The 11867-nt window shown below is 66.1% G+C and carries 7 protein-coding genes; 1 reads left to right on the top strand and 6 read right to left on the bottom strand.

Annotation, left to right across the window (positions count from 1 at the left end; genetic code table 11):
• Positions 1 to 15: 15 nt before the first annotated feature.
• The 3 genes from Verru16B_RS12940 to Verru16B_RS12930 form a co-directional block, all read right to left on the bottom strand.
• The gene (locus Verru16B_RS12940) at positions 16 to 3123 is read right to left on the bottom strand and encodes an efflux RND transporter permease subunit (RefSeq protein ID WP_069962672.1); all 3108 of its coding nucleotides are present in this window, start codon (positions 3121 to 3123) and stop codon (positions 16 to 18) included.
• Between the two features lie 79 nt (positions 3124 to 3202).
• Positions 3203 to 6310, bottom strand: a complete 3108-nt coding sequence (locus Verru16B_RS12935) for a multidrug efflux RND transporter permease subunit (RefSeq protein ID WP_069962671.1) — start codon at positions 6308 to 6310, stop codon at positions 3203 to 3205.
• Positions 6307 to 7563, bottom strand: a complete 1257-nt coding sequence (locus Verru16B_RS12930) for an MdtA/MuxA family multidrug efflux RND transporter periplasmic adaptor subunit (RefSeq protein ID WP_237023413.1) — start codon at positions 7561 to 7563, stop codon at positions 6307 to 6309. The genes Verru16B_RS12935 and Verru16B_RS12930 overlap by 4 nt, the downstream gene beginning before the upstream one ends.
• Before the next feature lie 253 nt (positions 7564 to 7816).
• Between Verru16B_RS12930 and Verru16B_RS12925 the strand changes: the two genes are divergently transcribed.
• Positions 7817 to 8575 carry a DUF4097 family beta strand repeat-containing protein gene (locus Verru16B_RS12925; RefSeq protein WP_069962670.1) on the top strand — a complete coding sequence of 253 codons (759 nt, stop codon included), beginning with the start codon at positions 7817 to 7819 and terminating at the stop codon, positions 8573 to 8575.
• Between the two features lie 135 nt (positions 8576 to 8710).
• Here Verru16B_RS12925 and Verru16B_RS12920 read toward each other — a convergent pair whose 3' ends face one another.
• From Verru16B_RS12920 to Verru16B_RS12910, 3 genes are all read right to left on the bottom strand, one after another.
• Positions 8711 to 10084, bottom strand: a complete 1374-nt coding sequence (locus tag Verru16B_RS12920) for a bifunctional folylpolyglutamate synthase/dihydrofolate synthase (protein WP_069962669.1) — start codon at positions 10082 to 10084, stop codon at positions 8711 to 8713.
• A gap of 117 nt (positions 10085 to 10201) precedes the next feature.
• Positions 10202 to 11119 (bottom strand): acetyl-CoA carboxylase, carboxyltransferase subunit beta, encoded by a 918-nt coding sequence (accD, locus tag Verru16B_RS12915; RefSeq protein WP_069962668.1) that lies wholly within the window; start codon positions 11117 to 11119, stop codon positions 10202 to 10204.
• Between the two features lie 11 nt (positions 11120 to 11130).
• Positions 11131 to 11856: a ComFC family protein gene (locus tag Verru16B_RS12910; protein ID WP_179947397.1), complete on the bottom strand. Its 726-nt coding sequence runs from the start codon at positions 11854 to 11856 to the stop codon at positions 11131 to 11133.
• Between the last annotated feature and the right edge of the window lie 11 nt (positions 11857 to 11867).

Raw genomic sequence — 11867 nt, 5'->3', positions numbered from 1 at the left:
CCGCGCGTCCCGCCCTCAGGCGACCGCTGACCCGGCCGCCGCCCCGGCCGTGGGATTGCGCCCGAACCGCGCCCGCACCCGCAGCCGGATTCGGTCCAGCCACAGGTAAACCACCGGCACCGTGTAAAGCGTGAGCAATTGGCTCACCGCCAATCCACCGACAATCGCGAGACCCAGGGGACGACGCATTTCCACGCCTTCGCCGGTCGAAAGCACGAGCGGCAGCGCGCCCAGCAGGGCGGCCAGGTTGGTCATCAGGATCGGCCGGAGCCGCAGCTGCGCCGCCTCATAGATCGCCGCCTGCGGACTCAGGCCGTCCTGCCGCTCCCGCACGAGGGCCACGTCAATCATCAGGATCGCATTCTTCATCACGATGCCGATGAGCAAAAACAACCCGAGCTGGGCGATCAGGGTGAACTCCGTGCCCGTGAACCGCAACGCCAGCAAGGCCCCCAGTCCCGCCGACGGCAGGGTCGAGAGGATCGTCAGCGGGTGCACCAGGCTCTCGTAGAGGATGCCCAGCACCAGATACACGGCCACCAGTACGGCCAGGATCAGCCAGTGCTGGTTCTCCAGCGCACTCTGGAAGGTCTGCGCCGAGCCCGCCATCCGCACCTGCACATCGGTAGGCAGCATGATCCGCTCCATCGCCCGGTCGACTGCCGCCAGCGCCTCCTGCAGCGTGACGCCGGGCGCCAGCGAAAAGCCGATGTTCTCCGCCACGAACTGCTCGCGGTGCTGCACCCGGTCCTCCACCAGCGCGTAGTCGTAGCGCGTGAAGGCCGACAAAGGCACCCGCGAGCCGTCCGCCGCGATCACCTGCACCTGGTCGAGCACCACCGGATCCTCCGTATATTGCGGCTCCAGTTCCATGATCACCCGGTATTGGTTCAGGCGGTTGTAGAGGGTCGTGATCTGGCGCTGGCTGAAGGAATTGTTCAGCACCTGCGTGATCATCCGGGTGTCCACGCCGAGCCGGCGGGCTGCCTCCCGGTCGATGTGCAACATCACCTGCTTGGTCCCGCCATCGTTCGGGGTGTCCACATCGGTCAGTTCCGGCAGTTCCTGCAGCGCCTGCGCGATCTTCCCCTCCCACTGCCGCAACAGCGCCACCTCGCTCGTGAGGATCGCCAGGTCGTAGGACCCCGCGTCCGAACTGCGCGGAGGCTGGATATCCTGCGTCACGTTCATCCACAGCATGCCGCCGGGCACCGGCGGGGCCTGCAGGCGCAGCCGGTTGACCACGTCCCGGGCCGCCTCCCGTTCCTGCCGCGGTTTGAGCCGGATCATCATCCAGGCGTTGCTGACGCCCGTGCCGCCGCCGCTCATGCCCATCACGTCCTGCACCGCGGGGTCCGCCATCACCATTTTCCGGTAAGTCTCGATCTTGGGCTGCATCACCTGGAACGAGAAGCCGTCGTCCCCGCGCGCGAACCCGCCGAGCTGCCCGGTGTCCTGCTCCGGCAGGAAGCCCTTCGGCGCACTGTAGAACAGCGCCAGATTCAGCGCGATGATGCCCACCAGGACCAGCAGCGTCAGGGTGGTGTGCCGCAACACCCAGCCCAGTGTGCGGCCGTATCCGCCCCGCAACCGCTCAAAGAAGCGGGCCCCCGCATCCCGCAGCGGCCCGCTGCGGCGCTCGTGTTTGGCCTCCAACCAAACCGCGCACAGGCTCGGCGTGAGCGTCAGCGAGACCAGCAGCGAGACCAGCATCGCCGCCGCCAGCGTGATCGAGAACTCGCGGAACAGCTCGGTGACCAGCCCGCCCATGAACAGGATCGAGATGAACACGACCACCAGCGAAAGATTCATCGCGAGCAGGGTGAACCCCACCTCCCCGGCCCCCGCCACCGCCGCCCGCAGCGGCGACATCCCTTGCTCGATGTGGCGGGTGATGTTCTCCAGCACCACGATCGCATCGTCCACCACCAGCCCCGCGGCCACGATCAGCGCCATCAGAGACAGATTGTTCAGGGAAAATCCGTAGAGATACATGATCCCGAAGGTGCCGATGATGGAGACCGGGATCGCCACGCACGGGATCAGCGCGCCGCGCGGGCTGCCGAGGAAAAGAAACACCACGAGCATCACCAGCCCGGACGCGATCACCAGCGTGCGCTGCGACTCGTACAACGTGCCGCGAATGGAGGGCGAACGATCCATCACCACCGCCAGCTGGGCATCGTCGGGCACCAGGGCGCGCAGACCCGGTAACTGCGCGTTGATGGCGTCGATCGTGGCGATGATATTCGCCCCGGGCTGGCGGCTGACCATGAGCAGGACCGCCGGCTGGTCGTTGTGAAAGCCGCTGCTGTAGCGGTCCTGGACCGAGTCCGTGACCTTCGCCACATCCCCCAGCCGCACGGGGGCGCCGTCGGTATAACGGATGATCAAGGGCAGGTAGTCCTTGGCCTGCCGCAGCTGGTCACTGACCTGCACTTGCCACTGGCGGCTCCCTGACTCGATCATGCCCCGCGGCTGCAGGGAATTCGTGTCGCTGATGGCCCGGCGCACCTCGTCGAGTGCGATGCCATGGTGGGCCAGCGCATGGGGATTCAGTTGGACGCGGATCGCCGGCAACGAACTGCCCCCGACCGTCACCTCGCCCACCCCGTGCACCTGCGAGATCTTCTGGGCCAGGATCGTGGCGGCGAAGTCGTAGAGGTCGCCGGGCGCAATGTTGGGTGAACTCAGCGCCAGCGCCATGATGGGCGCGGCCGAGGGGTTCACCTTCCGGTACGAGGGATTACCCGGCATACCGGCGGGCAACTGCCCCCGCGCCGAGTTGATCGCCGCCTGCACGTCGCGGGCGGCGGCGTCGATGTCGCGGCCCATCGCAAACTCCAGCGTGATGCCCACCCGGCCCTGGCGGCTGCTGGAGGAGATTGAGGTCACCCCGGCGATGCTGCCCAACGCGCGTTCCAGCGGGGTCGCCACGCTGGCGGCCATTGTTTCCGGACTCGCCCCGGGCAGCGCGGCGCTGACCTGGATCGTGGGAAAGTCCACCTCGGGCAGCGGCGCCACCGGCAACAGATTGTAGGCCAGCGCCCCTGACAACACGAGCGCCACGGCGATCATGGTACTGGCCACGGGCCGACGGACAAAGGGGGCGGAGAGGTTCATGGTCGGGCCTCCCGCCGCCTTTCCTTGAGGGTCGGACCTTGGTCCGGCCCAGAAGAAAAATGGATCTGCCTTGGGTTGGTCATGACCGTAACTGCGTGGGTTCGGCGTTAACCGGCAGGGTTTCCTCGGTGGCCTTGCCCTTCGCCCGTCGCGCCAGCCGGTCAAAGAAGAGATACACCACCGGCGTCGTGAACAAGGTAAGCACCTGGCTCACCAGCAGGCCGCCGACCATCACGAGGCCAAGGGGCTGACGCAGCTCGGCGCCGGAACCCGTGGACAACATCAGCGGCAACGCCCCGAAGAGGGCCGCGAGAGTCGTCATCAGAATGGGCCGGAAGCGCAGCATGGCCGCCTGGTGGATCGCAGCCCGCGGCGACATCCCCTGCTTGCGTTCCGCCTCGAGCGCGAAGTCGATCATCATGATGCCGTTCTTCTTGACCAGGCCGATCAGCAGGATGATGCCGATGATCGCGATCATATCCAGGGGCCGGCCGCTGATCCAAAGCGCCAGCAGCGCGCCGACTGCCGCCGACGGCAGGGTCGACAGGATTGTGATGGGGTGGATGGCGCTCTCGTAGAGCACGCCGAGCACCAGGTACATGGTGATCACCGCCGCCAGGATGAGAAAAAGCGTGCTCGAAAGGGAGTCGCGGAACGCATGCGCCGCGCCCTGAAACCGCAACTCGATCGCGACGGGCAGCTCCATCTCCTGTTCCGCCCGCTCGATGGCCTTGACCGCCGCGCCGAGCGAGGACCCGGCGCCGAGATTGAACGAGATGGTCACCGCCGGAAACTGGCCGATCTGGTTCACGAGCAGTGTCGTGTTCCGCTCGGAAATGCGCGCCACCGTGGCCAGCGGCACCTGTCCGTTGCCCCGGCTGTTCACGTAGATCCCCTCGAGCGCCTGCGGGCCGGTGGCGAGGCGCGGATCCATTTCCAGGATCACGCGGTACTGGCTCGACTGCGTGAACAGCGTGGAAATCTGTCGCTGCCCGAACGCGCTGTAGAGCGCATCATCAATGCTCGCCACGCTGACCCCCAGCCGGCTGGCCGCGTCACGGTCGATCTCCACGAAGGCCTGCAAGCCGCGGTTCTGCAGGTCGCTCGCCACGTCCGCCAACTCGGGCAGCTCCTGCAGATGCGCTACCATCCGCGGCGTCCACTCGTGTAGCAGCGTCTCATCGGGGCTGGTCAGGGTAAACTGAAACTGCGTGCGACTGACCCGGTCCTCGATCGTCAGCTCCTGCACCGGCTGCAGGAAGAGCCGGATGCCGTCCACCTCCAGGGCGGACTCCCGCAGGCGGTCCACCAGTTCCATCGCGGTGACGTCGCGCTCGCCGTGCGGCTTAAGGTTGATGAGCATGCGGCCGCTGTTGAGCGTGGAATTCGTGCCGTCCACGCCGATGAACGAGGACAGCCCGCGCACCGCGGGATCCGCGAGGATCTTGGCCGCGAGCGCCTGCTGCCGCTCGGCCATGGCGGCGAAGGAGATCGATTGCGGGGCCTCGGTCACGGCCTGGATCGCCCCGGTGTCCTGCAGCGGGAAAAACCCCTTCGGCACCACCACGTAAAGCAGCGCAGTCAGGGCCAGCGTCCCGAGCATGACCAGCATCGCCGGACGCTGGTTGTCCAGCACCTGATTGAGCATCACCCCGTAGCGGGCGATCACCCGGTCCAGCAATCCATGGCCCGCGTGCTCCCCGGGTTTCGGCGTCGGCAGCATGCGCGCACACATCATCGGGGTCAGCGTGAGCGAGACGACCAGGGAAATGAGAATCGAGACGGCCAGCGTGATGGCAAATTCATGGAACAGCCGGCCCACCACCCCGCCCATGAACAGCAGCGGGATCAGCACCGCGATAAGTGAAACCGTCAGCGAGATCAGCGTGAATCCGATCTGGGAGGCTCCTTTCAGGGCCGCCTCCATCGGCGACGCCCCTTCCTCCCGGTACCGGGCGATGTTTTCCAGCATGACGATGGCGTCATCCACGACAAAGCCCGTCGCGATGGTCAGCGCCATCAGCGTGAGGATGTTCAGGGAGTACCCGGCCAGGTACATCACGCCAAAGGTGCCGATCAGCGATAGCGGCACCGCGATGCTCGGGATGATCGTCGCCGCGACGTTGCGCAGGAACACGAAGGTCACCAGCACCACGAGCACGATGGCGAAAATCAGCTCGTGCTGCACCGACCTGACCGAGGCCCGGATGCTCTCCGTGCGGTCCGTCAGCACGGCCAGCTCGGCTGCTGCCGGCAGGCTGGCCTCAAGTTGCGGCAGCAGGGCCCGCACGCGGTCCACGACCTCGATCACGTTGGCGCCGGGCTGGCGCTGGACGTTGATCAACACGGCGGGCTGCTCATCGGCCCAGGCCGCCAGGCGCCGGTCCTCGGCGGCGTTCTCGATCCGCGCCACCTCACCCAGACGCAGCGGGGCCCCGTCGCGCCAGGCGATGATCAGATTGCGGTATTCCTCGACCGAGCGGAGTTGGTCGTTCGCGTCCATCAGGATGGAACGGACCGGGCCGTCAAAACTGCCCTTGGGTTGGTTGACGCTGGCCGCGGTGATGGCGGCACGGACGTCGGAAAAGTTCAGGCCGCGGGCGGCGAGTTCGCCGGGATTGATCTGCACGCGCACGGCCGGACGCTGCCCGCCGGCAAGGCTCACCATGCCGACCCCGGGCAGCTGGGCCAGCTTCTGCGCGATACGGGTGTCGACGAGGTCGTGCACCTCGGGCAGCGGCAGGGTGGCGGACGTCACGGCCAGCGTGACAATGGGCGTGTCGGCCGGGTTGACCTTGCGGTAGATCGGTGGCGCCGGGAGGTCGTTAGGCAGCAGGTTGTCCGCGGCGTTGATCGCCGCCTGCACCTCCTGCTCCGCCACACCCATGTCCAGATCCAGGGAGAACTGCAGCGTGATCACCGAGGCCCCGCCCGAGCTGGAGGACGACATCTGGTTCAGGCCCGGGATCTGGCCGAACCGCCGCTCCAACGGCGCCGTGATCGAGCTGGCGGTCACCGCCGAGCTCGCCCCCGGGTGAAACGTGAACACCTGGATCGTGGGGAAATCCACCTGCGGGAGCGCGGCCACCGGCAACAGGCGGTAAGCCATGATGCCTGTCTGCAGCAACGCCACCATCAGGAGGCTGGTGGCGACCGGGCGAAGGATGAACGGCCGGGAGAGACTCATTTTTTCTTCCGGACCACCGGGGCCGGCGCTGGATTTGCCGCCGGGGTGTCGGTCACCACCACGACATCGCGGCCTTCCCGGAGGCGGTCGATGCCCTCCAGCACGACCGCGTCCCCCGGGGCCAGGCCGCTGGTGACCGCCTGCTCCAGGCCTTCGGCCGCACCCAGCACAATGTCCCGCACGGTGGCCTGGTTCTTCTCATTGATGACAAAAACATACGTACCGCGGGAGCCAAACTGCACGGCCGCGGACGGAATCACCACCGCGTCGGTGAGCGTGCGCACCTTGAGGCGGATGTTGACGAACTGGTTCGGGAACAGGCTTTCATCCTCGTTCGGGAACTCGGCCTTGATCTTCAGTGTGCCGGTGGCGAGGTCGATCTGGTTGTCCACGTTGGTGAGGGTGCCGCGGGCCAGCAGTTTTTGTTCGCCCCGGTCCCAGGCCTCGACGGCCAGCTGCTCGCCCGCCCGCAACGGCTCGAGGACTTTCGGCAGGTCGACCTCGGGCACGGTAGACATCACCGCGATGGGTCGGGTTTGCGTGATCGTCACCAGCCCGGTGGTGGTGTTGGCGCGGATGAGGTTCCCCTGATCCACGCGCCGCAAGCCAAGGCGACCGGCGATGGGCGCCTCGATCCGGGTGTAGGCGAGCTGGAGTCGCGCATTGTCCGCGGCCGCTTGGTCGGAAGCCAGCGCCCCTTCCCGCTCGCGCACGAGCGCCTGCTGGGCCTCCATCTGCTGGCTGGTCACGAGCTGCTTTTCATAAAGCAGCTGGAAACGTTCCAGATCGGCGCGGGCCGTCTGCACCTGCGCCTGGTTCTGGCGGAGCTGGCCTTCGGCCTGCGCCAGCCGGATCCGGTAGGTCTCAGGGTCGATCTCCGCCAACAATTGGCCTTTTTCCACCCACTGTCCCTCGGCAAAGTGCAACCGCATCAATTCACCATCCACCCGGCTTTGCACCGTCACGGTGTTGAGCGGCGTCACCGAACCGATGGCCTTGAGGTGCACGGCCAGATCCCGCCGCTCGGCTTTGACCACCCGCACCGGCATGGCGGGGGACTTGCCGGTGCCGGCCCAGGCCGGATTGGGTCCCCAGCGGTTGCCCTCTGGCTTCTTTTTGAGGCTGAAATACCAGGCGCCCGCCACAAAGAGCAAAGCGACTAGTGCATAAATGAACCAACGTTTGCGGGAGGGAGCGGTGAGGGCGGACATGAGGTTGAGGGCGAGACGTAAAAACCGCTGCGAACGTTTCATCAGCAACGACTTTACCTTGAAATAGTCTGCCCTCCCGGGATCGCAAACCGCGTCACTCGATTTTCTGACCCATAAGGGTGACAAGCGTGTGACTGACCTTCCCCCTAATGCCCCTGCGCCGCGTTGCCACGACGGGCGCCCCCAGCTTGGTTCCCCAGGGCGCGGCGCCCCCGCTCATCGGGCCCGGCTGCGACATTAACTGGAAGAGTTGACTGTAACTTTTCCCTGATTCCGGGGTACTATGAGGCACACCATGAACACGCACTTATTCCGCCCGGCCGGCTTGGTTCTGGCCCTTTCCCTCCTCGCCACCGTCGTCTCCGCCAAGGTCACCGAAAAATTCACCCAGACCTACCCGCTCGACGCCAACGGCTCCATCCACCTCGAAAACGTCAACGGCTCGGTCGAGATCATCGCCTGGGACAAAAATGAGGTCGCCCTCGAGGCCGAAAAGACCGCCCGCGACCAGGAAGGCCTCGACCGCATGCATCTTAAGATCGAATCCTCCCCCCGCCGCCTGAGCATCCGGACCGAGCATGAGAAGAAATGGAAATTCTGGGAAACGATGAACGCCCAGGTCCACTACAAGCTCATGGTCCCGGCCGGCGCCACCCTCGACCGCATCGAGGTGGTCAACGCCGGCATCCGGGTGACCGGTGTTAAGGGCTCCGTCCGCCTTGAGGCCGTGAACGGCAGCGTCGAGGCCGACGGCCTCAGCGGCCCCGGTCATTTTGAAACCGTCAATGGCACCGTCCGCGTCAGCTACGCCGCCATGCCCACCGGCGGCGGCATCGCCCTCGAGACCGTCAACGGCACCTGCAAGCTCATGCTCCCCGCAGACGCCGCCTTCGACCTCGACACCGACACGGTCAACGGCCGCGTCACCTGCGATTTCCCGATCACCCTCGAAAGCTCCGGCAAACGCGAGCTGCGCGGCGCCGTCAATGGCGGCGGCGTGCGCGTGACCCTCGACTCCGTCAACGGCGGCCTGAGCGTCAACCGCGGCAAGTAAGCCCAATTTCCCCCTGTCTGGGGCGCACCTCGCGTGCGTCCCTTTTTTTGCGTCCTGCTTCAGGTGGAACCCGGCCTCCGGACGGGATATCGCCGCCCGCTTGCCCGGCCCCTTGCACCCGACCCGGCAGCTCCCTCAAAAATCCTGCAGCCGGGACTCGCACGCCACCGCCGGGGCCAACCGCTCCAACACCTCACCGAGCAGGTAAATCGAGCCGGTCACCACGACCGTGTCCCCCGGTTGGCCCACCGTGCAGTTCTGCGGATTGGGAAAAATCTCCGCGAGCTCGCCGCGTCGCACCCGGGACCGCAATTCCGGGGGGACCAGGCCCAGCATGTCCTCGAATGGCGTGGCCCGGTTCTGATGGGGCGTGACAATCCACACGGCGGCCGCATGCCGTAGCACCACCTCGAGCAAGGCCTTCGCCCGGAACTCCCCGAGTGCCCCGGCCACGACGACCGGTTTACGTCCCGTCTCGGCGACGAGGCGGGTGAGATTCTTGTCCAACTCTACCGCCCCCTCGGGATTGTGCGAGGCGTCGAGGATCAAGGCCCGCCCCCCGACGCTCAACCGCTGCCAGCGGCCGGGCCAATCCACCCGCGCGAGGCCGCGCGTGATGTCGTCCGCCGTGGGGGGAATCCGGCCTTTCGCTTTCGCCAAGTCTACGGAGGACAGGCCTGACGGGTTGGCCCCGGGTTCCGTGGCCGCGCTCCACCGTTCAATGAAGAGTCGCGCCGCCAGCGTCGCCGTGGCCGCGTTCCAGCGCTGGCAGTCCCCCTCCAAATTGGTGACCGGATAGTTTCCCTGCGCCTCGCCAAACACGTCGCGCACCGAGTGCACGGGCGCCCCCCGTTCCGTCGCGATCTCGCGCAGCACCTGCTCCGCCTCGGCTGGCATGCGGCCGATGACGACCGGGCGCCCCGGTTTGATGATGCCGCCCTTTTCCCGCGCGATCTGCGCCAACGTGCCGCCCAATTCCGCACAGTGATCCAGCCCGATTGAGGTGATCACGGCGATCTCCGGTCGCACCACGTTCGTCGCATCGAGCCGCCCGCCAAGGCCGACCTCGATGACGGCCACGTCGGCGCGCTCCCGCTGGAATTGCAGGAACGCCATCGCGGTCATGAATTCGAAAAACGTGGCATGCTCATCCGCCGCCTCGGCCGCGGCTCGCTCCGCCACCGGCCGGAGTTCCCGCGTGTAAGCCACGATCTCGGCCTCGGTCAGCGGCTGACGGTCCACCTGCACGCGCTCGCCCAGCCGCACCAGATGCGGGGAGGTGTAGAGCCCGGTGCGCCAACCAGCCGCGCGGAAGATCGCCTCGAGCATGGCCGAAACCGAACCCTTCCCGTTGGTCCCGGCGACATGGATCACCGGGTAACTGCGCTCCGGATGCCCCAGCGCCGCCGCCAGCCGCTGCATCCGGTCGATGCCAAATTTCACCCCGCCGGCCTTCAGGCCGTAGAGGTAATCCTTCACCGCGGCGTAGTCGGAGAGTTGGTCAGCCATGGATTTCACGGATGCGCACAGAGGGGGCCTTCACTGGGCTTAGGGTGACGATGCTCTGCCCAAGGGCAAATCGGCCGGATTTATCCGTGCCTCTCCGTGGAATCCGTGGCCGCAGACTCAAGCCGTCGCCGCCGCCGGGAACGGTGCCGCCGTCGACACCCGGTGTTCCTTGAACTTGTGCGTGTGCAGGGCCTGCAGGAGGCTGGTCAGCCGGTCCTTCATCTCCAGGCGGCTCACAATCTGGTCCACCAAGCCATGCTTGAGCAGGAACTCGGCGGTCTGGAAACCCGCAGGCAGCGTCTGCTTCGTGGTCTCCTTGATCACGCGCGCGCCGGCGAAGCCGATCAACGCACCCGGCTCGGCGAGGATCACGTCACCCAGGGTGGCGAAACTGGCGGTCACCCCGCCGGTCGTCGGGTAGGTCAGGATGGAAACGAACGGCAACCGGGCCTCGGCCAGGCGGCCCAGCGCGGCGCTGGTCTTGGCCATCTGCATGAGACTGAAGATGCCCTCCTGCATGCGGGCGCCACCGGAGGAGCTCACAATGATGCACGGGGTCTTCTTCTTGAGCGCGCGCTCGATCGCCCGCGTGATTTTCTCGCCCACGGCCGCGCCCATCGCGCCGCCGCAGAACCGGAAATCCATCACCGCGAGCGACACGGCGATGCCGTTGATCTTCCCGGAACCGCAGATCACCGCCTCGGGCAGGCCGCTGTCCTTCTCGTAGCGCTTGATGCGATCCGGATAGGGCGCGGAGTCCACGAACTTCAGCGGGTCGGCCGATTTCACGCCGGCGTCAAATTCCTCAAAGGTCCCTTCATCGATCATGCTCGCGATCCGCGCGCGGCAGCCGATCGGGAAATGATAGCCGCTCTTGGCCACGACCATGAGGTTGGCCTCAAGGTCCTTGTTGAACACAATCTCGCCGGAAAGCGGACACTTGGTCCACAGGCCCTCGGTGTTGACCTTCTTCTTGGTGTTTTTGGCCGTGCCCGTCTTGGCCTTGGGCAGGTTGGGTTTGGAAAAATGCGACATGAGAAAGGGGGTCAGCCGTGACCGAAGGTGACGACGTCGAGCCTCAGCGCCCCGCCGCGACGAAGCACGGCAGCGCAGGAATTGAGAGTGGAGCCCGTTGTAAAAACATCATCGACCAAAAGGTAACGAAGCGACGGATTAAGCGTGGCCCCGGGGGCCAAAGCAAAGGCATTTTTCAGGTTCTCCCGACGGGCCTCCCGGTCAAAATGGGTCTGGGTCGGGGTGTCCGTTATCCGCCGGAGCAGTTCCTTCACTTCCGCCTGTCCATCTGCAGCTTGCACCGCACAATCGGCCAGCAAACGACTCTGATTGTAGCGGCGTTCCCGGTGTTTCCGGGGGTGCAGCGGCACCGGTACCAGCACCGCCCCACGCACATAGTCCGCATAGCCCGAAGCCCGCCGCATCGCGCTCGTGATATCCCCCAATACATGGAGTCCCGCATGATACTTGAGGGTGTGAATCAGCGACCGGCCGGAGCCCTGCAGCAGAATCGCCGTGCGCCCTTCGCCAAAACGCGGGGCCAGGGTTTCGCAATGCGCGCAGCGCCGGTTCTCCTCCAACGCCCCGAAAAATGGATGCCCGCAGGTCGGGCAAAAAGGGGGCTGCACCACATGTAACCGCGCCGCACAGGGTCCGCACAGGTGCCGGTACCACCCCGCCTCCACCACCCCGCCGCAATCCACGCAGCTCGGCGGAAACAACACGTCGATCCCGGCCCGGTAGATTTTTTTAGCCACGTATTCCACGG

Source organism: Lacunisphaera limnophila, from assembly GCF_001746835.1.
In the GTDB taxonomy this organism is placed as follows: domain Bacteria; phylum Verrucomicrobiota; class Verrucomicrobiia; order Opitutales; family Opitutaceae; genus Lacunisphaera; species Lacunisphaera limnophila.
Note: the sequence above shows the minus strand (reverse complement) of the source record. Positions and strands in the feature narration are given on the sequence as shown.